Source organism: Onishia niordana, from assembly GCF_004798965.1.
GTDB lineage: Bacteria > Pseudomonadota > Gammaproteobacteria > Pseudomonadales > Halomonadaceae > Onishia > Onishia niordana.
In genome coordinates this window covers 668,355-692,569 of sequence record NZ_SDSD01000001.1, presented here as the reverse complement: position 1 = coordinate 692,569, position 24,215 = coordinate 668,355, and the positions used below count along the sequence as shown (strand labels likewise).

Here is a 24,215-nt window from a genome sequence, read left to right as displayed (position 1 = left end):
ATCTGCCACGGAGTTTCCGATGAGTCTCGATCAACCCCATCGCCCCGCCATCAGCGACGCCGAGCGCGAGACCCGCATTGCGCTGGCGGCCTGCTATCGCCTGGCCGCCCATTACCGCATGACGGATCTGATCTACACCCATATCACCGCCCGGGTGCCGGGGGAGGACGGCCATTTCCTGATCAACCCCTATGGCCGGCGCTGGGAGGAGATCACCGCCTCCTCGCTGGTGAAGATCGATGTCGACGGCCGAAAGGTCGATGACAGCCCGGAGGGCGTGAATCCGGCCGGCTTCACCATCCATTCCGCCATCCACCGCGCCAGCCATGAGGCGGCCTGGGTGATGCACACCCACACCCGCGCCGGGGTGGCGGTGTCGTCGCTGGAGCAGGGGCTGCAGACGCGGCTCAACCAGATCGCGCTGCAGTTCCACGAGCGGGTGTCCTACCACGACTACGAAGGCATCGCCTTGGACCTCGCCGAGCGGGAGCGCATCGTGGCGAGCCTCGGCGACAACCCCGCCCTGGTGCTGCGCAACCATGGCCTCTTGACCACCGGCGCTTCGGCCGCCGAGATGTTCAACAACATGTTCTATCTCGAGCGCGCCTGCGAGCTGCAGGTGGCGGCCCAGTCCACGGGCCAGCCGCTGCGGCTGGTGTCGGAGGAGACCGCGCGGCATGTGGCGCGCCAGTATGATCAGGCGATCCACGAGGACGGTGATCTCGAACTGGAATGGTCGGCGCATCTGCGCACCCTTGAGGCGCTGGATCCCGGCTACAAGAGCTAGTCAGGGGCAGGTTGCGGGGAGGGTGGCGACCCCGCGGGGAGAAGGCTCCGCCTTGTGTTGCGTATAGAGCGAATTGGGCGAGTCTGGCGAGCGGTGAGGAGGGGAAGCCGGCCGGGGTCGCTCTATTGCTATACGATTGTGCAATATGGCAAGGCCGCCTGCGCCCGGCGCCGGGCGGCTTCCGTCACCGGGGGCTGGCCGGTGCCCCTAGCCTCGCGTCGCCTGCCCGCGATCACACGGGCCAGGCCCGTCCTTTTCACCCACTGCAGGATACCCATGAGTCGTAAGCCATTTCAGCGCTGGTCCCTTGACGAGCGGCGCTGCGCCCTGCTGGAGGCGACGCTCGACAGTGTCGCCGAAGACGGGCTGAGCGGTGCCAGCGCGCGGCGCATCGCCGAACATGCCGGGGTCACGGCGGGTCTCATTCGCCATTACTTCGGCTCCAAGGACGCGATGGTACGCGCGGCCTATGGCTACCTGATCGGGCAGATGACCGCCGAGGCGGCCCAATCTGCCGAAGAGGGTGGCGAGGCCCCCGAGCAGCACCTGGCACGCTTCATCGTCGCCAACGTGACGGCGCCCAACCTTTCGTCACGCAAGGTGGCGCTGTGGGCCACCTTCATCGGCCGTGTTCGGACCGAGCCCGACTATGCCGAGATACATCGTGAAAGCTATCGCGAATTCCTGAACCTGCTGGAGACGCTGATTCACCCGCTGCTGCTGGCCTTCGAGCGTCCGGCGGATCCCGTCACCTGTCAGCGCTATGCCATCGCGCTTAACGCGCTGATCGATGGTCTGTGGCTGGAAGGCGGGCTCGGGCACGGCCTCTACGACACGGTGCTGCTGCCGGAGATTGCACTGAGTGCAGCAGAGGGCATCCTCGCGTTGCCCGCCGACACCCTGCGCCGGCCGCTCGCCGGCGACGGTTAGCCGCTTCATTTCGCAGCATGATGCCAAAGCCCCCCGCCATGGTCTCTGCCATGGCGGGGCTTTCGTTCCAGAACGGTTGCTGGACGCGGGGGAAGGGCTCAGTCGCGCTCGGTGGCCGTGTCACCGGCCTGGCAGGCGGCGGCGGTGAACAGCACGTCGGTGGAGGAGTTCAGTGCCGTCTCTGTCGAGTCCTGCACCACGCTGATCACAAAGCCGATCGCCACCGCTTGCATGGCCACGTCGGTTGTAATGCCGAACAGGTTGGCGGCCATGGGAATGATCAGCAGTGAGCCGCCGGCCACGCCCGAAACGCCGCAGGCGGCCAGCGCTGACACGATGCATAGCAGCAGGGCAGTGGCGAAGTCGACGTTGATCCCCAGGGTATGAGCGGCGGCCAGGGTGATCACGGTGATGGTGATCGCTGCACCGGACATGTTGATGGTGGCGCCCAGCGGGATCGAGATCGAATAGGTGTCGGCGTGAAGGTCGAGTCGCTTGCAAAGCTCCAGGTTGACCGGAATGTTGGCCGCCGAGCTACGCGTAAAGAAGGCGGTGATGGCGCTGCCGCGCAGGCAGGCGAAGACCAGTGGATAGGGGTTGCGGCGCGTCTTCAGGAACACGATCAACGGATTGGTGACAAGCGCCACGAACAGCATGCAGCCGACGATCACCAGCAGCAGCTGGCCGTAGTCGAGCAGCGCACCGAGGCCTGCGCTGGCAAGCGTGCCGGCCACTAGGCCGAAGATGCCCAGCGGCGCCAGGCGGATCACCCAGCGAATGATCTGCGATACGGCATCGGCAAGGTCAGCAAGCAAGGCGCGGGTGGTATCGTTTGCCTGGCGCAGCGTCAGGCCAAGGCCGGTTGACCAGACCAAGATGGCGATGAAGTTGGCCTCCATCAGCGCGTTGACGGGGTTGTCGACGGCGCTCAACAGCAGATTCTTGAGGATTTCATCGACCCCGCCGGGCGGGTTGCCGGTGGCCTGGGGGGCATCCAGCGTCAGGGTGGTCGGGAAAGCGAAGCTCGCCACCACGGCGACCAGGGCGGCTGCCACCGTGCCGATCAGATAAAGCACCAGCACGCCGCGTATATGGGTCTGCTGGCCGCGCTGATGGCTGGCGATGGCCGCTGTGACCAATACGAAGACCAGGATCGGTGCCACGGCCTTGAGGGCAGAGATGAAGATTTGCCCCAGCAGTGACGCTGATTGGGCGAGGTCGGGTGAGGCGATAGCCAGCAGGGTGCCGCAGACGATGCCGATGGCAATTTGAGCGATCAGCCCTATCCGCTGCAGGGGGCGGAAGAGGGTGTTAAGGGTTGCGATCATGACGCGTCTCTTGGGGTGTTCGGGATCGTGGGTTGCACGCAGAAGCCAGGAGAGCGCGGCGCGATGGTCTCCACCAGCCAGTCGCGCCGGGCAAAACGGGCGCGGCATTCTACCATTCCCGTTGCCGTCGCGTCGGCGATCATCCCTATGGCCCGCTTGAGAGCGACGTCCTGGTTGCCGTCAGGCCTGCCTAGGCGCTGGACGAACGGTCGCTCGGCAACCAGCCACCTTCGCGGATCGCCGGGCAGCCGCTGACGTCAAGGTTGCAGAGATAGAGCCAGGCCGGCCCGAAGGCGGTGGTGTGTATCATGCGGTCATAGGTACCGGTGGCGGGGGCCCGTACGCGGTAATCTTCCAGTCGGTCGAGATTGGTCAGGCAACGGCTATCGACCCGAAAGACCTCGACGCTGATGCCGCGGGAGGGCTCTAGCCGAGCGCCGGGGTAAGGGCCCAGATCGTAGAGGGTGGCCGTGGTGAGGGTGTCTTCGCCGACAAACTCAGCATTGTTCAGCCAATGGTGATTGCGAAGGCCACGTTTTAGTGTGCCGTAGACGGCAACCAGTGGCGTGCGTTGAATGGCGATAGCGGGGGAGTGCATGGCTCACCTGCGGTTCAAGGGTACATGGCAAGGGTGGCGATCTGGAGAAAGAGGGAAACACGCTTTCCGGCTAAGCCTAGCGTAAGTCAGGGTGTCTCAAGCGGTGGTGTTGGCCGGCTGAGCGAGTGTCGCTGCTTTACTAGGATGCTTCATCGGTCAGGTGGCTTGCCAGCGAGACAATGTGCTCGTCATGGTGGCCGAGTTGTTCGAGCGAGGCGGCCAGATTGAGCAAATAGTCCCGGTTGGGTCCGCTGGCGCCACGTGCTTCTGCAATCTGGCGGGCGATCGCATCATGGGGCGCATCACCGAGAAAGGCGGCATTGTCTTCGGTGGCGAGATACACGAGGCCCTCTGCGGACTCGCTGGCCTTGTGGTCCTGGCTCGCTTGAGACGCATCGCCATTGGCATCATCAAAATGCAGCTCGGTGACGACTCGCAGGTAGCCGTTCTTCTCGCGCACATCCAGCGGGCCGAGGGTTTCCGGCGTGATGCGGTAGGCCATGCCGTGGCAGATCGCACCTGGCTCGCGAACGAGAGTCGCCACCCTGCCGGGGGACTCGGGAGTGCCGCGATGGTCGTGGGAGCCTTGCCAGAAGCGGCGCACCCAGCCATAGATATGTGCCGGACGGCGCTCGAGATACGGGAAGTCGGCCTTCCAGATCAGCGAGCCATAGCCGAATAGCCAGATCTCCTGGTGGCCGTCGAAATGGGTCATCTGCTGGTTTTGGTGGGTCGTGTCGATCGTCATGGGCATCCTGGGTCGCGTCAGGCAGACATGTCGATTTTGACATTTGCCGTGGGGTGGCCCGCAATCGCAAACTCAACGCTTCTTTCCAGGGCCGGTGGCTCGATGTCTGTCACGGTGCCAGCGTCAGACAGCATGGGTTGAGTCAGTCCTTGTCGAGGGTGCTTTCAGGGGATTTTTGCAGGACGCTTTTCGGCAGGCTTGTCTCGTCGGAGGTTGCTCGCCAGGCGTCAGGAAGGGGCGCTGGAAATGAGGTGCCCAAACGCAACAAGGCCCGCCGAAGCGGGCCTTGTTCCTCAAACCTTGCGGTTCGAGAGGCGTTTCTAATCTCGACGGTTAGTCAGAGTTTAGAGTGCCTTGATGTTTGACGCCTGCAGGCCTTTCTTGCCCTGGGTGACGTCAAAGGAAACTTCCTGGCCGTCTTGCAGAGACTTAAAGCCTTCTGCTTGAATCTCGGAGAAGTGTGCGAACAGGTCGTCGCCACCGTCTGCCGGAGAAATGAAGCCGAAGCCTTTAGTGTCGTTGAACCACTTAACTGTGCCAGTTGCCATTTTCAATATCCTTACGCGCAGAGCGCTCTTACAGTTGCCGGGTGATACCCGAGTAATAGTGGGTAAAACAAAGGAGATATACACCAGGGCTACCGAAGGACTTCGATTACAACTGACTATATTCAACTTGCTAACCAACTGAAGCGCATCTTTCCACGTTGAGCCTGAGAGGTCAACACTATTTTACGTTGGACGATGAAAGTCTGCATATTGATCGCGGCCTACATCCCTGAAGATCGGCTAGAGCGCCACGTGTTCTCTTTCTGTCCGCCTGCGCCTGATGGTCGGCTATCGGTGTGTACCTTGCCATGCATCAAAGCGCAAGCAAGGCAGGGCCATTATGATGGGCCTTCTGAGTAAGAACGTGCCGGTCGTCTCGCCCCCTCGCCGCTGCTCAAGCGGTGCTATCCGCGCTCTACCACCCCGTTACAAGGAGTCACCCGCATGAGTCTGTTCGAACGCTATCTGTCACTTTGGGTCGCACTGGGGATCCTGGCCGGGGTGTCGCTTGGGTCGCTGATGCCGGGGGCGTTCCAGCAGCTCGCTGATCTTCAGGTAGCCCACGTCAACCTCGTCGTCGCGGTGCTGATCTGGGTGATGGTCTATCCGATGATGATCAAGATCGACATCGCCTCGCTCAGAAACGTGGGCAAGCGGCCAAAGGGGCTTGTCCTGACGCTGACGATCAACTGGCTGATCAAGCCATTCACGATGATGGCGCTGGGGGTGTTGTTCTTTCGCTACCTGTTTGCGCCACTGGTCGACCCTCAGTCGGCCAGCGAATACATCGCCGGGATGATCCTGCTCGGTGTGGCGCCCTGCACGGCGATGGTCTTCATCTGGAGCCAGCTGACCGAGGGCGATCCTAACTACACCCTGGTACAGGTATCGCTTAACGACCTGATCATGATCTTCGCCTTTGCCCCCATCGCGGCGCTGCTGCTCGGCGTCACCGACATCCAGGTGCCCTGGCAGACCCTGTTGTTGTCGGTGGTGTTGTACATCGTGCTGCCGCTGCTCGCCGGCATCCTCACCCGGCGCTGGCTCGAACCCCGGGGTGGGGAGGCGCGTATCGCCGCCTTCACCGGCCGACTCAAGCCCTGGGTGATCCTCGGCCTGCTGGGCACGGTGGTGCTGCTGTTCGGCTTCCAGGCCGAGACGATCCTCGACAACCCGGCAGTGATCGGCCTGATCGCCGTGCCATTGCTGATACAGACCTATGGCATCTTCGCGCTGGCGTATGTCGGTGCGCGTTGGCTCAAGTTGCCTCGCGACGTTGCGGCTCCTGCCTGCATGATCAGCACCTCGAACTTCTTCGAGCTCGCCGTGGCGGTGGCCATTTCACTGTTCGGGCTGCATTCCGGGGCCGCTCTGGCCACGGTGGTGGGAGTCCTGGTCGAGGTGCCGGTGATGCTGTCGCTGGTGTGGTTCATCAACCGCAGACGTCACATGTTTGCCGCTAGCTCGTGATGTACGGCGCCGCATGCCTCAGGCGCTGCGGGGGCCCAGCAGGATGATCGCGGCGCCGGCCAGACACAGGCTGGCGCCTATCAGATCCCAACGATCCGGCGCGCGTTGCTCGACAAGCCACAGCCAGGTAAGCGAGGTGGCGATATAGACACCGCCGTAGGCGGCATAGGCGCGTCCGGCATAGTCGGCATCGGTGAGGCTCAGAAGCCAGGCAAACAACGCCAGGCTGGCAACTCCCGGCAGCAGCCAGCCGAGCGGCTTGTCGAGGCGCCACCAGGACCAGAAGGCAAAGCAGCCGGCGATCTCGGCCAAGGCGGCGGCGACATAGAGCAGCGGTGTGGGCATGCAGGGGCTCCCGTGAGAGGTCACGCCATCAACAATGGGCTTGCCAGCCTATCACTGCGGACCGGCGGATGCCGTCGCCTCGCGCGGCAATGCCAGGGCCAGCAGGGCGCTCGCCATCACCAGTGCCGCCGAGACCCACAGGCAGGCGGCGAGGCCCTGCGTCTGATAGAGCCAGCCCGAGAGCAGCGTGCCGGCCAGGCGTCCCATGGCGTTAGCCATGTAATAGAAGCCGACATCCATCGACACGCCCTCGGCGCGGGCATAGCGCACGATCAGGTAGCTGTGCCAGCTCGAGTTGACGGCGAATACCGCGCCGAAGGCCAGTAACCCCGCGATCAGCCAGCCGGCCCCCGTGTCGCTGCCAGCGCCAAGCGGCAACAGCGCCAGGGCCGCCGGGAGCATGGCCAACGCCAGGGCCCAGCCGGCGGTGATGGCGGCCGGACTGCCGTGGAAGCGCCGGGTGATGGCCGGCGCCTGGGTCTGCACGCCGCCATAGCCAATCACCCACACGGCCATCAGGATGCCCACGCTCCAGAAGTTCCAGCCATGTACGTCATAGAGGAACACCGGCAGGGCGACCACGAACCAGACATCCCTTGAAGCGAACAGCATAAGGCGCGCCGCCGCGAGCACGTTGACCGCTCTTGACGTCGACAGGACCTCGCGAAACTTGGGCTTGGCCTTCTGGCGCCCGAGATCCGCCCGCAAGCGCCACAACGAGAGCGCCAGTACCACCACCAGGAGCCCCCACAGCGCCAGTATCGCGCCGCGAAAACCGATCAGCGACAGCAGCAGTCCGCCGAGGAAGAAGCCGGCGCCCTTGAGGGCGTTCTTGGAGCCGGTGAGCAGTGCCACCCAGCGATACAGGGCGCTCTGAGTCGCGGTATCGCCGCCATTGGCGTCCTTGGGCAGCAGCACCTTGACCGCGCTCTTGGCGCTCATCTTGTTGAGATCCTTGGCGACCCCGGAAAGCGCCTGAGCGGCCATCACCCAGGCCACGCTGAGTGCAGTGCTTGGCACCAGCAGCATGGCGAGTGCCACCAGTTGCAGGCCAAGCCCCAGGTTCATGGTGCGGTTGAGCCCCAGGCGTGCCCCCAGCCAGCCGCCGACCAGATTGGTGACCACGCCGAAGGCCTCGTAGAACAGGAACAGCAGCGCGACTTCAAGCGGCGAGTAGCCCAGCTGGTGGAAGTGCAGCACCACCAGCATGCGTAGGGCGCCATCGGTCAGGGTGAAGGCCCAGTAGTTGCCGGTGACCAGCAGGTACTGGCGGACCTCGAAAGGCAACGACTGCAGCCGTGCGATGAGCGTCATGCTGCCTCCTCAGGCGCGACCGACTTTCAGGGCCAGCTCGACGGTGCGGTTGGCGTAGCCCCATTCGTTGTCGTACCAGGCGTAGAGCTTGAGCTGCGTGTCATTGATTATCAGCGTCGAGGGTGCATCGACAATCGCACTGCGCGGGTCGGTCCGGTAGTCGATGGAGACCAGCGGTCGTGACTCGTAGCCCAGGATGCCGGCGAGTTCGCCGTCGGCGGCAGTCTTGAGGGCAGCGTTGACCTCCTCGATGCTGGTCTCGCGCTCGAGCTCGAAGACCATGTCGGTGAGCGAGGCGTTGGCCAATGGTACGCGTACTGCGTGGCCGTTGAGCTTGCCGGTAAGCTCGGGAAAGATCGCCGTGATCGCCTTGGCCGAGCCGGTGGTGGTGGGAATCAGGCTCATGTTCGAGGCCCGCGAGCGGCGCAGATCAGGCTTTTCCGGCGAACTTGGCGTATCGAGGATCACCTGGGTATTGGTGATGTCATGCACCGTGGTCATCGAGCCGTGGCGGATGCCGAAGGTCTCATGGATGACCTTGACCAGCGGTGCCAGGCAGTTGGTGGTGCAGCTCGCTGCGGTGACGATGCGGTGTATCGCCGGATCGAAGGCCTGATCGTTGACCCCCATCACCACATTGAGCACGCCTTCCTCTTTGACTGGCGCCGAGACCACCACGCGGCCCACCCCCTGAGACAGGTAGGCCTCGAGGGTGTCGCGGGTCTTCATGACCCCCGAGGCCTCGATCACCACATCGCAGCCCGACCAATCGGTCTTCTCGATGGTGGTATGGGCGAAAAAGGGCACGCGCACGCCATCGATGATGATGGCGTCGTCCTCGGCATGAATGCCGCCTCCCGGTGACCAGCGCCCATGCACCGAGTCGAATTCGAGTAGGTGAGCGAAGGTGCCCGCATCGCCGCCCGGGTCGTTGACGGCGACGATCTCAAGCGACGATGCCTGATGCTCAAGTGCTTTAGCGCGCTCTGCCCACAGGCAGCGCAGGGCGAGGCGACCAATACGGCCGAGGCCGTTGATGCCGAGGCGAAGGGTCATGTGGGGCTCCTTTCGATCTGTCGGGGCTATGTAGGGTGGCTATGAATTGGTCGTCGAGGCGCGGCTCAGCAGCAGGCCGCCTGGCGGGTGGGGCGGTTACCCATGGTGGCAAGGCACCTCTGCAGGGGTGCAAGCTCGGCCTCGGCGCCCTCGGCTGAGGCCGCGATCAGACGCTCGGCCCAGGCGGGCAGGTCGGGGGCTAACCGGTAATGGACCCACTGGCCGCGGCGGCGATCCTTGAGCAGGCCGCACGCCCGAAGCTGCGCCAGGTGACGCGAGACCTTGGGCTGTGAGGCCGTAGGCTGGCTGACCTTGAGGGCATGAAGCATCTCGCAGACACATAGCTCGCCCTCGACGTGGATCAGCAGCGTCAGCAGCAGGCGGGTCTCGTCGGCGAGGCATTTATGAAGCCGGGTCGGGGTCACGGCATGTCTCCCTGTCGTCATGTCAGCCATCCATATGGTACTGCGTATATATGCTAATGCGTATATGTGTCAGCGCAATGACAGATGGCGATACCCCGCCGAATCGGCGAGGCAGTGGTGTGCTCAGGTGCCGGCATGCTTCCGACACCTGGATGAAAGGCCTAGTAGAGCTTGCTGGTGCGTCGTGCAGCCTCGACGGCCGGCGCATGAAAGGTATCGGCGCTGGCATCGACCCAGTAGTGGGCGAAAACCTCATGCTGGGGCGGGCCGTTGAGCAGCGCTCCCGGTGGCAGGTAGTTGAAGAGCTGGTCGAAGGAGCGGATCTCATGGCCGGATACCCGACGCAGGATGTGTTCGGGGCCGAGCTCGTCGGGTGAGTTCAGGCCGGCCGCGGCCAGCATCTCGGCCAGCGCCTTCATGGTGTTGTCGTGGAAGTGATGAACCCGTTCGCTCTTGTCGGCCACGTCCAGGTGGGCGCTGCGCCGCGGATCCTGGGTCGCCACGCCGCTGGGGCAGCGATCGGTATGGCAGGCACGAGCCTGAATGCACCCCAGGGCGAACATGTAGCCGCGAGCGGCGTTGCACCAGTCGGCGCCCAACGCAATGGTGCGGGCGATGTCGAAGGCCGAGATCAGCTTGCCGGCGGCACCGATCTTGATCGACTCGCGCAGGTTGGCACCCACCAGGGTGTTGTGCACCAGCAGCAAGGCCTCGGTGAGCGGCATGCCCAGTCGGTTGATGAACTCGAGCGGTGCCGCGCCGGTGCCGCCTTCGCCGCCGTCGACGACGATGAAGTCGGGATGCTCGCCGGTAGCAAGCATGGCCTTGACCAGCCCGAACCATTCCCAGGGATGGCCAATGGCAAGCTTTATGCCCACCGGTTTGCCGCCGGACAGTTCTCGCAGGCGCACGATGAAGGCGATCAGCTCGCGAGGCGTGCTGAAGGCGGAGTGAGCGGCGGGGGAGACCACGTCTTCGCCTGGCGGCACGCCGCGGGTCGAGGCGATCTCGTCGGTCACCTTGGCGCCAGGCAGGATGCCGCCATGGCCGGGTTTGGCACCCTGACTGAGCTTGATCTCGATCATCTTGACCTGATCCAGCGTGGCGCCCTCGATGAAGCGTTCATCGCTGAAGTCTCCCGCCTCGGTACGACAGCCGAAATAGCCCGAGCCGATTTCCCAGACAAGGTCGCCGCCCTGGCGGTGGTAAGGCGAAATCGCCCCTTCGCCGGTGTCGTGGTAGAAGCCGCCGCGCGCGGCACCGCGGTTCAGTGCCTCGATGGCGTTGCCTGACAATGAACCGAAGCTCATCGCCGAGATATTGAAGACGCTGGCCGCATAGGGCTTCGGGCGACCGGCGCCGATCGTCACGCGAAAGTCATGGCCACGATGCGGGGCCGGTGCCATCGACGGATTGACCCATTCATAGCCAGGCGCATACATGTCATGCAGCGAGCCGAAGGGTTTCTTGTCCATGGTGTTCTTGGCGCGCTGGTAGACCGCGCCGCGCTGTTCCCGCGAGAAGGGTCGAGGTTCGGTATCGGCCTGGATAAAGTACTGGCGAATTTCCGGGCCGATGGCCTCAAGCCCGTAGCGCAGATGCGCAAGGATCGGGTAGTTGCGGCTCACCGTACGCTTTCGCTGGCGCAGGTCATGGGTGCCCAATGCCGCCAGGGCGGCAAAGCCCAGCGCGACGAAACCCCAGGCAAGGTGTTGGGCCATCAGCGCAAGGCTCGCGATCAGGCCGATGATACTCGCGCCGTAGGCGATGTAGCGAGACTCGCTGCGCAGGGTACGAAGCCAATCGGTCAGGCGAGCGGGTAAGGGGGGCATACGATAGGCTCCTGCCGGTCATCGTTAAGAAGAGGTTGCCAATATTCGACGTGGCAGCCGTGGCGCTGTCAATGACGGGGTGTTGGCGGGCGTACCGGTTTAGCGGGGCCAGGTGTTGGCCTAGCGCGAGCGCCAGTCGCGCGATCTTGGAAGAGTGGACCTGGAAGATTAACCCTGGAGGCTAAGCTTGGTGAGTGAGCCTAGAGGTTACGCTAGAGGTTGAGAAAGGGCAGCAGGCTCAGACCGAGCATCAGGCCCAACGCGATCAGCGTGACCAGTACTGCCATGGGGTGCTGGCGCAGCTGGTCCCACATGCCTGGTGCCTCGCCACGATCGCGGGCCTCGGCGTGCTCACGTTGCATCCGCTCGTGTAGTTCCTGTTGGTAGGCATCAATCAGGCCTCGAGCCTCGTCGAGGCGCGACTCGTCGACCAGCCACAGTGCGGGCACGGCGAGCCTCCAGCGGCCTGCCTCGGTCTCATACACTTCGATATCATGCTCGGCGAGCAGCTCGCGTACCTCCTGGGCTTCTTCATCGGGCACGTCTCGCAGGTGGAAAAGCAGGGTGGCCATTAACTGTCCCTTCCTCGGTAATCGGTGTTCCGACTGATCATCGTTCGCTCACCGGTATCGATGGCCTCGTTCAATGTCACCTTGGGCAGGCAGTTCAGATACTCGGAGTTGTTGAGCCATTGCTGATCCGGGTAATAGGCGAACAGGTATTGATGACCTTCGAGGCTGTCGATCAGCGGCTTGGCCACCTCGCTCGGCACCGCCGGGCACCCCCAGCTTCGGCCCAGGCGGCCGTTGGCGGCAATGAAGTCCTCACTCACGTAATCGGCGCCATGCATGACGATGGCTCGCTCATAGGCCAGATCATTGATGCCGGGCTCCAGGCCCTCCAGGCGCAGCGAGTAGCCGTTGATGCCGGTATAGCTCTGCTGGGTGCGAAAAAGCCCGAGGCTCGACTGGTGGCTATCCGGGGTGTTGGAGAAGGTGCGCGCATATTCCTGGCCTGTGCCCTGGCCGTGGGAGACCAGTTCCTTGAACAGCAGCTGCTCATGCGTGAGATCGAAGACCCAAAGACGCTCTTCATTGGCCGAGCGCGAGAAGTCGATGACCGCCAGCCGTTCGGCACCGGGATCGGCACAGTTGACTGCCCGGGCAGCAAGCTCCAGCACCTTGGGCGAGGCCTCGGGGGCCAGCTGCTCAAGGGTCTTGGGGAGAGGCTGCGCCAGGGCCGGCGCCGCCATGGCCAGAAAAGCGAGGCCCATAACGAGGGAGCGCAGTGGAGAGGGAATTAACGCATGACGTCCATTACGCTTGCGAGGCGGACACGTCGGCATGGCAAGAAGGCTCCTTCCACAGGCGATAACGCTGGTGGCTGATGAATCCTTGAATGGGCAGCAAAGGCTCGGTGACGGCGCCTCCACGAAGGTAGCGGTTATTATGACGATAGGGGAGGCGCTCGCCAAACGCTGAGCACGTCAGGCCGCGAGTCGGGCGTCTTGGCTTGTGATCGCAGAAGGCGTTACTGCCGGATTTTTCAGCCGCACAGCCCGCCGCTGCGGGCGTTTGGCCTTCCTTTAGAATGTCTATGGAGGGGGAGACAGGAGGCTTCTTGCGCTGGATCAAAAGGGGGTAATAATTTGTTTGACGCGCCCGGGGTGCGCATGCATAGTTCGATCAGTTAGTCGGCAAGATGCAGTTCGTCAGTAGTACCAGAAATCGTTGTAAGCGCTTCGGTAGGCTGGTGAATATCGTAATTGTTTTGCCCACTCAACTTCGGGTAATTCCCGGTACATCATCAGCTATTCGAGGATATCGATCATGGCAACTGGCACAGTCAAGTGGTTCAACGACACCAAGGGCTACGGCTTCATCTCTCCGGAAGACAACGGCGACGACCTGTTCGCGCACTTCTCCGAGATTCAGGCTGACGGCTTCAAGACCCTGCAGGACGGCCAGAAGGTTTCCTTCGAGGTCACTCAGGGCAAGAAAGGCCTTCAGGCCTCCAACATCAAGGTTATCGACTGAATCGTCGATCCCCTGATGCGCTACTTGCTGGTACGCTAGCATCTAGCCTTCACAAGGCCCGCCATCGGCGGGCCTTGTGCGTTATGACCTAAAGCCACGGCCTTCAGTGGCGGCATCGCCCGCTTTTCTTTCCTACCTTGGTCTCTTGTCCTGTTTTCTCGCCTGTCTCCCGCGCCCTTCTGTTTCATCCTACTCGCTCATCTACCCTGCTTGCCTTGGGCGTAAATCGGGCTATCGAGCCCTTTTCAACGTTATGGTCGTTAGCCCTCGCCGTTGGCTCTTCCTGCCCTGCGTCAAAGGGTTGAGGTTGTCCTGTCGTGCTATATGTTTCGCGACCGCTCACGTCGCTGCGAATTTGCTTTTCAGGAATAACGAAATTTCTACAAATAACTTTTCGCTATATTCGCGACACGTCACAATAGACCACTTTTTGGTTCTCATGATGGGTGGTTGATGTCTCTGGATGCCTGGTTGGCCGTTGCCGTGGTGGTTGCCGTCTTTCCGATGATGGCGCTGACCCGGATCGGTACCGACATGATTCTTCTGGGCGCTGTCGTGGTGTTGATGACCCTTGGCGTCATCGGTCCCGATCAGGCGTTGGCGGGGTTTTCTAGCAGTGGCCTGTTCACGGTGGCCTTCATGTATGTGCTGGTGGCCAGCATCCGCGAGACAGGCGGCATTGATCTGATCATCCGTTACGGTTTGGGTCAGCCGCGCAGCGAAGTCGCTGCCCAGTGGCGGCTGTTGGTGCCGGTGGCGACGATGAGCGGTTTTCTCAACAATACGCCGGTGGTCGCGACCTACATTCCGGCGGTGCTGGGCTGGAGTCGACGCATCCGTCAGCCGGCGTCGCGTTTTCTGATGCCGCTGAGCTTCGCGTCGATCCTCGGCGGAACGGTATCGCTACTCGGCACCAGTACCAACCTGGTGGTCAACGGCTTGCTGGTCGACCGTTACCCTGAGCTGAACCTGGGGCTTTTTGATATTGCCTGGGTGGGGGTGCCGATGGCACTGATCGGGGTGCTCTACCTGGCGCTGGTCGGGCGGCATTTGCTGCCGAAGGGCAAGGGCACCGCGCAGGCCTTCGAGAACCCGCGGGAGTTCACCATCGAGATGGAAGTCGATCCCGATGGGCCGCTGGTCGACAAGAGCGTCGAACAGGCCGGGCTGCGCCACCTGGAAGACCTGTTTCTGGTCGAGATCGAGCGTGGCGGCAATGTGGTCAGCGTGGTGGGACCGGGGGAAATCCTCAAGGGTAATGACCGCCTGGTCTTCGCCGGCACCTCGGCGGGCGCGGTGGAACTTCAGCAGATCCGCGGTCTGATGCCATCCCATCAGGGCGAGCTTAGCCTCGAGAAGAATTACAAGGAGCGCCGGCTGGTCGAAGTCGTCGTGTCCGATCAGTGCCAATTCGTGGGTCAGCGTATCCGTGAGGGCCATTTTCGTACCCTTTATGGGGCGGCCGTGCTGGCGGTATGTCGTAGCGGCGAGCGGGTCGCCGGCAACCTGGGGCAGATTCGTCTGCAACCCGCCGATGTCCTGCTGCTTGAGGCGCGCCCACCGTTCATCGAGCGCCACCGCCAGTCCCGTGATTTCCTGCTGATCAGTCAGGTCAACGGACAGGCGCGACCGGTTCACGAGAAGTCATGGCTTGCCTGGAGCATCCTCGGGGGCGTGGTGATGCTGGCCACCTTTGGGGTAATGAGCATGCTCAATGCCGCCATGTTGGGCGCGACCTTGGCCGTGATCACCGGCTGCTGCTCGGTGAATGCCGCCAAGCGTGGCATGGACACCCAGGTGCTTTTGACCATTGCCGCTTCCTTTGGCCTCGGGGCGGCACTCGAGAGCTCGGGTGCCGCCGCGGCGATAGCTCATTCTGCCCTGGAGATGATGAATGCCGGCCCCTGGCTGCTACTGGCGGGCGTCTATGTGCTGGTGGCCTTGCTGACCGCACTGGTCACCAATAACGCCGCGGCAGTGATCACGTTTCCGATCGTCACAGCGGCGGCCGAGAACCTGGGCGTGAGCCCCATGCCGTATGTGATTGCGGTGATGTTTGCCGCCTCGGCAAGCTTCATTACCCCGATTGGTTACCAGACCAACTTGATGGTTTATGGCCCCGGCGGGTATCGCTTCCGCGACTACCTACGGGTGGGTGGGCCGCTCAATGTGATTACCGCCGTGGTGGCATTGGGGCTGATTCCGCAGATCTGGTCCTTCTAGAAAGGCCGATATCTCACCCATCGTAGGGTGAGGATTTGCAGGTGCCTACGGTATTGCGGGGGTCGCCGTAGTAACGCGGCTGGGGTAGGGTAACGGCAACATTTTTCCTGCTAGGAGCCGCCTTGATGAGCACTTCCGACGAGCTTGTGATTGAACCCGCTGGTGGTCGTCCGGCCAATGCCAGTCTTATCCTGCTGCATGGTCTGGGCGCCGATGGTAATGACCTGGCTCCTATCGTGCCGGCTTTTTCGCTGCCCCGTAGCGTCGCGCTGCGTACCGTGTTGCCCCATGCGCCTCGTATGCCTGTCACCGTGAATGGCGGCATGCAGATGCCAGCCTGGTACGACATTCTCGAGATGAACCTGGGCCGTCGAGTCGACGAGGCGCAGCTGCGGGTATCCGCCAAGCGCGTGCATGAACTGATCGATGCCGAGATCGCCAAGGGTATCGACAGCCGCCACATCATCCTGGCCGGTTTTTCCCAGGGCGGCGCTGTGGCCTATGAAACCGCGCTCACCTACCCCAAGCGCCTCGGCGGCCTGCTGGCCATGTCGACCTACTTCGCTACCGCAGACTCCATCGTGCCAAGCGATGCCAACCGTGATCTACCAATTGAAGTACATCACGGTAACTTCGACCCGGTGGTACCGGAGTCTCTGGGTCGCGAAGGCGCCGAGCGTGCCGAGGCCATGGGCCATCCGCTGAGTTATCGCAGCTATCCAATGCAGCATGCGATTTGCCCGCAGCAGATCGCCCAGATTGGGACCTGGCTGGGGGAGCGCTTGAGTCAGGGTGCAGATGAAACGGAAAAGAGCTGAAGGATTCGCCATGACGTCCGATTCTCGCCTGTCCAGCCCGGCGGTGGCGCGCAATCGAGAGCCGATTCTCGAGGTGCTCGAACCGATGCTGCGCGATGTTCTCAAGGCGAACAGTGCCGAGCGCCTGCAGGTGCTGGAGCTCGCGAGTGGCAGCGGCGAGCATGCGCTGAGCTTCTCCCGCGCCCTGCCCTGGGTGGATTGGCAGCCGAGCGACCCGAGCCCGGAGGCGCTGGCATCGATTCGCGACTGGCGGGCCGCAGAGGGCCCTGAGAATCTTTTCGAGCCGCTGAGGCTTGACGTACAGCGCAGGCCTTGGCCGCTGGCACGTTTCGATGCCCTGGTCGCTATCAACCTGATTCACATCTCGCCTTGGGCGGTGACTGAAGCGCTGATGAGCGAGGCGGCGATGCGTCTGTCCTCGGGGGGCAGGCTCTTTCTCTATGGTCCCTTTAAGCGCGGTGGAAAGCATACCGCCGCAAGCAATGCGTCTTTCGATGGCTCGCTTCGCCAGCGCGACCCGCAATGGGGCATCCGCGATCTTGAAGCAGTATCGGCCTGTGCCGAGTCTGAGGGACTGGTGCTTGAGCGCGTGGTCGCTATGCCGGCCAATAACCTTAGCGTGATCTTTAAGCAGCCCGGCGAATGCCGCCCAGCCAGTTGAGTCGTTGGGGGTTATGGTCTTTGGCCTTTCCCATTCTGCTGTCAGAGCGGCTTCCTGCTCATGTGCAGCTCGTGTGTAAGCCAGAACTGACTTGAACTCTCGGTCGAGTGCCCAGACTATTCAGTGAGTACGATACCCTCAGGAGACAGATATGCCCGATTTATCAGAAGACTTCCGCCTGCCGGTCGGTTGCCCCAACTGCGCAAGCCACCGCATGCGGGTATCTCAGGTGCACAATCCTGACGACAAGGTGTTCTGTGCTTCCTGCAATACGCCGGTGTGCCTCTACCACGAAGCGCAAGAGATTATTCGCAAGGGCGCCGGCAGCGAGAGCGAAGCACTGCTCGAGGAAGCCGCCAACCGCCAGCACTGAGGCGGACGCTCGCCGCGCTAGACAAGGCGGCGAGCAAGACGCGCCATGCAAGACGCCCGCCTGATGGCGGGCGTCTTCGTTTGTAGAGAGACCTGGCTGGTTACAGCAGTTCTTCCCCCGCGAGAGCCAGCCGCGAGCGCTCGACGCTTCGCAGCGTGATATGGCCGGCATGGGGCCAATCGCGGAAGTTCTGCACGACTGTTGCCATGCCACAGGTATTGGCGGTGAGGTAGGGCGTATCGATCTGCCCGACGTTGCCCAGGCAGACGATCTTGGTGTTACGACCGGCGCGGGTGATCAGGGATTTTAGCTGCTTGGGTGTGAAGTTCTGGGCCTCGTCGATGATCAGCAGGGTGTCGTTGAGGGTGCGCCCGCGCATGAATCCCGGCGAGCGGATCTGGACCCGGGAGCCGATCAGCGAGCGGGTGGCATCATTGTCCCAGCTCGACGAGCCGTCCTTTTCGTCGCGTAGCAGGTTATCCATGTTGTCATGGAAGGCGCCCATCCACGGTGACATCTTCTCTTCCTCGGTGCCGGGCAAGAAGCCGATGTCCTCGCCCATGGGGATCGGCGCTCGCGTGAAGACGATGCGCTCGAAGCCCTTCATGTCCAGCGTCTGCTCGAGCGCGGCGGCAAGCGTCATGAAGGTCTTGCCGGTGCCGGCGTTGCCGGCGATGGTCACCAGGTCGATATCTGGGTCCATCAGCAGGTTGAGGGTAAAGTTCTGGCGGCTGTCGTGGGCGTGTACGCCCCACACGCCGGCGTGATGGCGGTAATTGGTGAGGAGCTGAAGCCTTGCGCTGTTCGGTCCCAGTTCGCGGATGATGGCTTCGAAATTGGCGTCGTTCTCGTTGTCCGAGACCAACATGCCGACATGCCAGTCGGCGGGCATCTCGCCGCTCAGCTGGTAGTAGGTATGGTGGTCAGCACGCTCGACCTTGACCTCGACATCAAGCTCTTCCCAGAGGCCGGTCCCGTGCTCGCCGGCGTCAGGATAGACCCGCGCACCCTCGATCATGGCATCGAGATCGGAGAAGGCACGGTCGTTGAGGTAGTCTTCCACCGGCACCTTGAGGGCAGCGGCCTTGACCCGCAGGTTGATGTCCTTGGTGACAAGGATGACCGAGGCGTCCGGGCGTTCCTCGCGCAGTCGGCAGGTCTCGGCAAGGATTCGGTTGTCGGGGCTTTCTTCCAGGTTGTCGAGCGATTTCAGGTCGTTGTAGCAGAGAAAGCGCAGGCGGCCGGTGACACCAATGGAGCCAGGAATCGGGATGCCGGCCTGGATCTCGTCGAAGCCGACGCGGCTTGTGATATCGGAGAGGGTGCGACTGACTTGGCGGGCGGTTCGGGCGATCTCGCGAATGCCGTTTTTGTGCTTGTCGAGCTCTTCCAGCACGGTCATCGGGATGACCACATCATGCTCTTCGAACTGGTAGAGGGCGGCAGGGTCATGAATCAGGACGTTGGTGTCCAACACATAAAGCCGGGTGGCTTTCTTCTCGATTCGTACCATCGGCAGGAACACTCCTTGGTTAACCGCAGTTCCGACACTGGCAGCGAGCCCTTACAGGGACATGACAATCTCTCGCTGGTCCAGCCAGTGCCGCCTTCCTTGCCTAACGCTCTTGTGACTGGCGCCTCCCGTTTTAGATGATTTTCCTTATGCCCTTAGCATGAGTGTTGTGTGCCCAGTGCGGCAACTTTACGGCTTTCACGCTGAGGCGACGCAACAAGGTTTAGCCTGATGTCCGGTGTTTCGGCGCCTTCGAGCACTTTCTTCACTGCATTACCGTTTAACGTAACCCACGTCTTTCATCTCGGCTACTGTTTCGCCATACCGGCGGCAGCTTCATGCGACAGGTCAGTCAGTGGCGATTAGAACCTGACCGTTTTCAAGGCGCAGCGGCCAGCAGCGTAGCCGCACCGTCTCGTCTTCCAAGCATTGGCCGTCGCTGAGACGAAAATGCTGCTTGTAGATGGGCGATGCCACCACCGGTTCCCCCTGAATGTCGCCGACGATGCCACGGGCGATGACGTTGGCGTCTGAGAAGGGATCGTGATGGTCCACGGCATAGAGCTCGGTTGCTTGGCTGGCATCTCCCGTCGTCATCGGGCCAGCAGGCCGCGGCGTGTTCGGGCCGCATGGAATATAGAACAGGGCCACCTGAGCCGGGCCCTTGGGCGTCTCGATCCAGGCGGCGACGCCGGAGTAAGCGACCAGGTCGGCCGTGGCGCACAGGGGTTGCCAGGTTGGGGGTGTGGCTTTTGCAGTTGCGCTGGTCATGGGAGAGTTCCTTGTTCGTTCGGGGAGCGTGATCGGCGATCAATTCGTCGTTGGTGGAACGATACGCCGGTTTGGTCACTCGGGATTGAGCCGTCGACGGGGCCCGGGGTGCCGGACCATCGAGGAGGCGCTGTGAACCCATCCCTGGGCGCTACTTTTGCCTTCCCTGGCCAAAGACCTCCTCTTCGGCCCGTCCCCGGCGCCCCTCGTTGGCCCGCTGGCCACAGGGTCGCCAATGGCGGCGAAACGGCCGGTCAGGCGGGCCTGAGCTGGCCGCGCTCCTCGGTCACGATGATGTCCGGGTCGGGGCGGGCATCGTTGACGAAGCTGCGGAAGCGCTTGAGCTTCTCCGGGTCCTTGAGCGCGCCGGCCCACTCACATTCGTAATTGCTGATCACGGTCTGCATCTGGGCCTCGAGCTCCTCGTTGATGCCCAGGCTGTCCTCGAGCACCACCTTCTTCAAGTAATCCAGGCCGCCTTCCAGGCTCTCGCGCCATACCGAGGTCCGCTGCAGGCGATCGGCGGTGCGCACATAAAACATCAGCAGGCGATCGATGGTGCTGATCAGGGCGTCGTCGTCGAGGTCGGTCGCGAACAGCTCACCATGACGCGGGCGCATGCCGCCGTTGCCGCAGACATAGAGGTTCCAGCCATTCTCGGTGGCGATCACCCCAATGTCCTTGCTCTGGGCCTCGGCGCACTCGCGGGTGCAGCCGGAGACGGCGAACTTGATCTTGTGGGGCGAGCGCAGGCCCTTGTAGCGGTTCTCCAGCCGGATCGCCATGCCGACGCTGTCCTGGACGCCATAGCGGCACCAGGTGCTGCCGACGCAGGACTTCACGGTGCGCAGCGACTTGCCGTAGGCGTGACCGGTCTCGAAGCCGGCATCGATCAACTCGCCCCAGATGTCCGGCAGGTCCTCGAGATGGGCGCCGAACAGGTCGACTCGCTGGCCGCCGGTGATCTTGGTGTAGAGGCCGTACTTCTCGCCGACCTCCCCCAGCACGCGCAGCTTGCTCGGGGTGATCTCACCGCCGGGAATGCGCGGCACCACCGAGTAGGTGCCGTTCTTCTGCATGTTGGCCATGAAGGTGTCGTTGGTATCCTGCAGCGGGATATGCGCGGCATCGGTGATCGGCTCGTTGAAGCAGGAGGCGAGAATCGAGGCCACCGCGGGCTTGCAGATATCACAGCCAAGCTTCGGGGCTGATGAAGAGCCCAGGCCCTGGGTTTGTGGAGAGCCGTGCTTCTCGATCAACTCGCTGAAGGTCTTGATGCCCTCGACGCGCACCAGCGAATAGAGCTCCTGGCGGGTGTGGGCGAAGTGTTCGCAGATCGAGTGGTCGACCTCCACGCCGCGGGCCTCGAGTTCATGGTCGACCACGCTCTTGAGCAAGGCCGCGCAGCCGCCGCAGCCGGTGCTGGCCTTGGTCGCGGCCTTGACCGCGCCCAGGTCGATGGCGCCGGCGTCGATCGTCTCGCAGATCGCGCCCTTGGTGACGTTGTGACAGGAGCAGATGGTCGCGCCCTCGGGCAGGGCGTCGGCACCCAGAGTCGGCGCGCCCTCGCTGGAGGGCAGGATCAGTGCGGCCGGGTCCTCGGGCAACTCCAGGCCATTGCTGTAGTACTGCATCAGGGTGTCGTAGGTGGCGTTGTCGCCCACCAGCATGGCGCCGAGCAGCTTCTTGCCGTCGCTGGAAACCACCAGCTTGCGATACTCCTGCTTGATCTCGTCGAGGTAGCGGAACATCCGCGCGCCGGGGTTCTGGTTGCCGTGGGCATCGCCGATGGCACCCACGTCGACGCCGAGCAGCTTGAGCTTGGTGCTCATGTCGGCGCCTTCGAAGGTCAGCTCGCCACCCAGCAGGGTGTCGGCGGCGGCCTTGGCCATCTGGTAGCCGGGGGCGACCAGGCCGAAGATGCTGTTCTGCCACAGCGCCACCTCGCCGATGGCGAGGATCGCAGGGTCACTGGTCAGGCAGCGCTCATCGATCGCCACCCCACCGCGCTCGCCCATCTCCAGGGCGGCGTCCCGGGCCAGCTCGTCGCGGGGCCGGATGCCTGCCGAGAACACGACCAGGTCGGTCTCCAGTATCTTGTCGTCCTGGAAGACCATGCGGTGGAAGCTGGCCGTGCCGTCCTCGATATGCCGGGTGGCGCGGCCGGTGAGCACCTGGACGCCCAGCGCTTCGATCTTCTCGCGCAGCAACTCGCCGCCCTCGGTGTCGACCTGCATCGGCATCAGCCGAGGGGCGAACTCGACCACGGCGGTGTCGAGATCGAGGCCGCGCAGGGCGTTGGCCGCCTCCAGACCCAGCAGGCCGCCGCCGACCACCACGCCGGTGGTGGCCGTCTTTGCCGCGGCGCGGATGGCGTCTAAATCATCCAGGGTGCGGTAGACCAGGCAGTTCTCGCGATCGTTGCCGGGGATCGGCGGCACGAAGGGGTAAGAGCCGGTGGCCAGCACCAGCCGGTCGTAGGCATAGCGTCCCTGATCGGTCACTACCTCGCCCTGGTCGCGGTCGAGGGCGGTCACCGCCTCATGCAGGCGCAGCTCAATCCCGTTCTGCGCGTAGAAATCCGCATCGCACATGGCCAGCGACTGGGCGTCGCCATCGGCGAAGTACTCGGAGAGGTGGACGCGGTCGTAGGCGCGATGACGTTCCTCGCCGAATACCGTGACGCGGTACTGCTCGGTGGCGCCACGTTCGATGAGCTGCTCGACCAGATGGTGGCCGACCATGCCGTTACCGATGATGATCAGGTCTTGGGGAGTTGGCGTCGTCATGCGGCGGCCTCCTGAGTGGCGGTAGGGGAAGAAGCGGAATCGAGCAGGCGGTTGGCGTCGCTTGCCCCGAACAGCAGGGCCTGGCGGCAGCCGCAGAGATCCTGTCCGTTAAGTGATTGCTCGAAGTACCAGGGGCCGGCGGCGGTATCGCCGTAGAGCACGGCCCCCTCGATGCGGTTGTCGCGCAGCAGCAGGCGTCGATAGTCGCCGTGCTGCGGGTCGTGGTAGGTCAGCACCTCATGATCGTCGTCGGGCTCGATGGGGCCGAAGGCATACAGCGCGATGCCGCTGATCTTGAGCTTGGTGGCGGTGGGCCGTTCGACGTAGCCGGACGCCGCCTGAGCCTTGGCGGTGCGGCTCAAGTGATCGGCCAGCACCTCGACCTGGCGCCAGATCGGTTCGACCAGGCCGTAGGTGGTGCCATTGAACTGGCAGCATTCGCCGAGGGCATGAATGCGGGGATCCGAGGTGGTGAGAAACTCGTCGACGACGATGGCGCGCTTCACCTCGAGCCCCGCCGCCTCGCCAAGCTCGGCATTGGGCGTGATGCCGGCGGCGATCACCACGCAATCGGCGGCGAGCCGGCGACCGTCCTCGAGGTGCACGGCGCAGACTCGCCCCCGGGCGTCGTCCTCCAGGGCGGCCAGGCGAGCGCCGGTCAGGATGGCAAGGCCGCGCTCGGTGAGCTCCGCCTCCAGCAGCCCGGCCGCGGTGGCATCGAGCTGGCGGTTCATCAGCCGGTCCGAGCGCTGCAACACGCTGATGGTCATGTCGCGGCCGGTCGTGTCGGAGTCGCCTGCTTCCTCGAGCTTCGCCTGTTTGCGCAACCCCTCGGCGGCCTCGAGGCCGAGCAGCCCACCGCCGATGACCACCGCCTGTCCTCCGCGTCGTGCCGCCCGGGTCAACGCCGCGACGTCCTTAAGGTCACGAAAGCCGTGGACACCGTCCAGATCGATACCTTCGACAGTCGGCATCGCCGGGCGTGAGCCGGTGGCCAGCACCAGGCGGTCGTAGCAGATCTGCCGGCCCGCGGCAGTGACGAGGCGTCGCTGACGGCGGTCGATCTCGGCGATCCGCTCGCCCAGCAGCAGCTCGATGCCCTGATCGGCATACCAGTCGGCGTCGTGCAGGGTCAGGGCCTCGCGGTCCATCTCCCCGGCCAGCCAGGGCGATAGCAGGATGCGGTTGTAGGCCGGCGTGGCTTCCTCGCCGATCATGGTGATGCGGCGGGGGCGGTCGGGGCGTTTTATCAGCGCCTCGAGCAGGCGGTGGCCGGCCATGCCGTTGCCGATGATCACCAGGTGCTCGGCGGTGGGTGTCGGGTGAGGGGTCATGGTGCCTCTCCTCCAGCGGTCATTGCTTTCATGCGCTCTCGTCTGCCGACCAGCGGTGGGCGGGGGACGATGCACAAAAAAAGACGCCCGGTCAGGTGCCGCCACGCATAGCGGCAGTACCTGGCCGGACGTCTTCGTCCGTGGCTCAGCGGCGACCGCCATTGGTCGTCACTGGCCTGTTTGGGGTGCCCCAGGCGAAAGGGGCAATGCTGTCAGGATGTCTGCAAGGAATCGGCCAATGGCGCGATTTCGTCTTTTTTATTCTTTATAAACAGTGCTTTGTGAGTGATTCGTGTCGGCGGAAGTAGGCGCCGGC

General features: G+C 63.2%; 23 protein-coding genes. 8 read left to right on the top strand and 15 right to left on the bottom strand.

Annotation, left to right across the window (positions count from 1 at the left end):
- Positions 1-19 precede the first annotated feature (19 nt).
- On the top strand, positions 20-787 hold the full coding sequence (locus ETC27_RS03005; RefSeq protein WP_205742685.1) for a class II aldolase/adducin family protein: 768 nt from the start codon (positions 20-22) through the stop codon (positions 785-787).
- Between the two features lie 276 nt (positions 788-1,063).
- A complete protein-coding gene (locus ETC27_RS03000) occupies positions 1,064-1,717 on the top strand; it encodes a TetR family transcriptional regulator C-terminal domain-containing protein (RefSeq protein ID WP_136253477.1) in 654 nt (217 codons plus the stop codon).
- 98 nt (positions 1,718-1,815) lie between these two features.
- Here the strand turns inward: ETC27_RS03000 and sstT are convergent, their stop codons facing one another.
- The 4 genes from sstT to ETC27_RS02980 all read right to left on the bottom strand — a co-directional run bounded on the left by sstT (position 1,816) and on the right by ETC27_RS02980 (position 4,939).
- Entirely contained in the window at positions 1,816-3,045 is a 1,230-nt protein-coding gene (sstT, locus tag ETC27_RS02995) for a serine/threonine transporter SstT (RefSeq protein WP_136253476.1), read from the bottom strand.
- Positions 3,046-3,235: 190 nt separating this feature from the next.
- The gene (locus ETC27_RS02990; RefSeq protein ID WP_136253475.1) at positions 3,236-3,643 is read right to left on the bottom strand and encodes a gamma-glutamylcyclotransferase family protein; all 408 of its coding nucleotides are present in this window, start codon (positions 3,641-3,643) and stop codon (positions 3,236-3,238) included.
- Between the two features lie 139 nt (positions 3,644-3,782).
- On the bottom strand, positions 3,783-4,391 hold the full coding sequence (locus ETC27_RS02985) for a gamma-glutamylcyclotransferase (RefSeq protein WP_136253474.1): 609 nt from the start codon (positions 4,389-4,391) through the stop codon (positions 3,783-3,785).
- 344 nt (positions 4,392-4,735) lie between these two features.
- Positions 4,736-4,939, bottom strand: coding sequence for a cold-shock protein (locus ETC27_RS02980; RefSeq protein WP_136253473.1), 204 nt, complete (start codon positions 4,937-4,939; stop codon positions 4,736-4,738).
- Positions 4,940-5,383: 444 nt separating this feature from the next.
- Between ETC27_RS02980 and arsB the strand changes: the two genes are divergently transcribed.
- Positions 5,384-6,409: an ACR3 family arsenite efflux transporter gene (gene arsB / locus ETC27_RS02975; RefSeq protein WP_136253472.1), complete on the top strand. Its 1,026-nt coding sequence runs from the start codon at positions 5,384-5,386 to the stop codon at positions 6,407-6,409.
- An 18-nt stretch (positions 6,410-6,427) separates the two neighbouring features.
- Here arsB and ETC27_RS02970 read toward each other — a convergent pair whose 3' ends face one another.
- The 7 genes from ETC27_RS02970 to ETC27_RS02940 form a co-directional block, all read right to left on the bottom strand.
- Positions 6,428-6,754, bottom strand: coding sequence for a YnfA family protein (locus ETC27_RS02970; RefSeq protein WP_136253471.1), 327 nt, complete (start codon positions 6,752-6,754; stop codon positions 6,428-6,430).
- Between the two features lie 51 nt (positions 6,755-6,805).
- Positions 6,806-8,068, bottom strand: coding sequence for an organoarsenical effux MFS transporter ArsJ (gene arsJ / locus ETC27_RS02965; protein WP_136253470.1), 1,263 nt, complete (start codon positions 8,066-8,068; stop codon positions 6,806-6,808).
- A 9-nt stretch (positions 8,069-8,077) separates the two neighbouring features.
- The gene (locus tag ETC27_RS02960) at positions 8,078-9,124 is read right to left on the bottom strand and encodes an ArsJ-associated glyceraldehyde-3-phosphate dehydrogenase (RefSeq protein ID WP_136253469.1); all 1,047 of its coding nucleotides are present in this window, start codon (positions 9,122-9,124) and stop codon (positions 8,078-8,080) included.
- Positions 9,125-9,189: 65 nt separating this feature from the next.
- Positions 9,190-9,570, bottom strand: a complete 381-nt coding sequence (locus tag ETC27_RS02955) for a metalloregulator ArsR/SmtB family transcription factor (RefSeq protein WP_136253468.1) — start codon at positions 9,568-9,570, stop codon at positions 9,190-9,192.
- A gap of 140 nt (positions 9,571-9,710) precedes the next feature.
- On the bottom strand, positions 9,711-11,381 hold the full coding sequence (locus tag ETC27_RS02950; protein WP_136253467.1) for an FMN-binding glutamate synthase family protein: 1,671 nt from the start codon (positions 11,379-11,381) through the stop codon (positions 9,711-9,713).
- Positions 11,382-11,593: 212 nt separating this feature from the next.
- Positions 11,594-11,953: a DUF6164 family protein gene (locus tag ETC27_RS02945; protein ID WP_136253466.1), complete on the bottom strand. Its 360-nt coding sequence runs from the start codon at positions 11,951-11,953 to the stop codon at positions 11,594-11,596.
- Positions 11,953-12,726 (bottom strand): murein L,D-transpeptidase catalytic domain family protein, encoded by a 774-nt coding sequence (locus ETC27_RS02940; protein ID WP_136253465.1) that lies wholly within the window; start codon positions 12,724-12,726, stop codon positions 11,953-11,955. The genes ETC27_RS02945 and ETC27_RS02940 overlap by 1 nt, the downstream gene beginning before the upstream one ends.
- 484 nt (positions 12,727-13,210) lie before the next feature.
- Between ETC27_RS02940 and ETC27_RS02935 the strand changes: the two genes are divergently transcribed.
- The 5 genes from ETC27_RS02935 (at position 13,211) to ETC27_RS02915 (ending at position 17,492) form a co-directional block, all read left to right on the top strand.
- A complete protein-coding gene (locus ETC27_RS02935) occupies positions 13,211-13,417 on the top strand; it encodes a cold-shock protein (protein WP_136253464.1) in 207 nt (68 codons plus the stop codon).
- Between the two features lie 453 nt (positions 13,418-13,870).
- Complete coding sequence (locus tag ETC27_RS02930; RefSeq protein ID WP_136253463.1) at positions 13,871-15,640, top strand: SLC13 family permease; 1,770 nt, start codon at positions 13,871-13,873, stop codon at positions 15,638-15,640.
- Positions 15,641-15,765: 125 nt separating this feature from the next.
- A complete protein-coding gene (locus tag ETC27_RS02925) occupies positions 15,766-16,458 on the top strand; it encodes an alpha/beta hydrolase (protein WP_136253462.1) in 693 nt (230 codons plus the stop codon).
- Positions 16,459-16,468: 10 nt separating this feature from the next.
- Positions 16,469-17,119 carry a DUF938 domain-containing protein gene (locus tag ETC27_RS02920; protein ID WP_136253461.1) on the top strand — a complete coding sequence of 217 codons (651 nt, stop codon included), beginning with the start codon at positions 16,469-16,471 and terminating at the stop codon, positions 17,117-17,119.
- A gap of 151 nt (positions 17,120-17,270) precedes the next feature.
- Entirely contained in the window at positions 17,271-17,492 is a 222-nt protein-coding gene (locus ETC27_RS02915; RefSeq protein WP_136253460.1) for a hypothetical protein, read from the top strand.
- Between the two features lie 100 nt (positions 17,493-17,592).
- On the opposite strand, the gene ETC27_RS02910 is transcribed toward ETC27_RS02915, so the two are convergent.
- The 4 genes from ETC27_RS02910 to ETC27_RS02895 form a co-directional block, all read right to left on the bottom strand.
- The gene (locus ETC27_RS02910) at positions 17,593-19,005 is read right to left on the bottom strand and encodes a PhoH family protein (protein WP_136253459.1); all 1,413 of its coding nucleotides are present in this window, start codon (positions 19,003-19,005) and stop codon (positions 17,593-17,595) included.
- Positions 19,006-19,353: 348 nt separating this feature from the next.
- Positions 19,354-19,776, bottom strand: coding sequence for a nitrite reductase small subunit NirD (gene nirD / locus ETC27_RS02905; protein WP_136253458.1), 423 nt, complete (start codon positions 19,774-19,776; stop codon positions 19,354-19,356).
- A 254-nt stretch (positions 19,777-20,030) separates the two neighbouring features.
- Positions 20,031-22,565: a nitrite reductase large subunit NirB gene (gene nirB, locus ETC27_RS02900; protein ID WP_136253457.1), complete on the bottom strand. Its 2,535-nt coding sequence runs from the start codon at positions 22,563-22,565 to the stop codon at positions 20,031-20,033.
- Positions 22,562-23,899: an NAD(P)/FAD-dependent oxidoreductase gene (locus ETC27_RS02895; protein WP_136253456.1), complete on the bottom strand. Its 1,338-nt coding sequence runs from the start codon at positions 23,897-23,899 to the stop codon at positions 22,562-22,564. Before ETC27_RS02895 ends, nirB begins: the two co-directional genes overlap by 4 nt.
- Positions 23,900-24,215 lie beyond the last annotated feature (316 nt).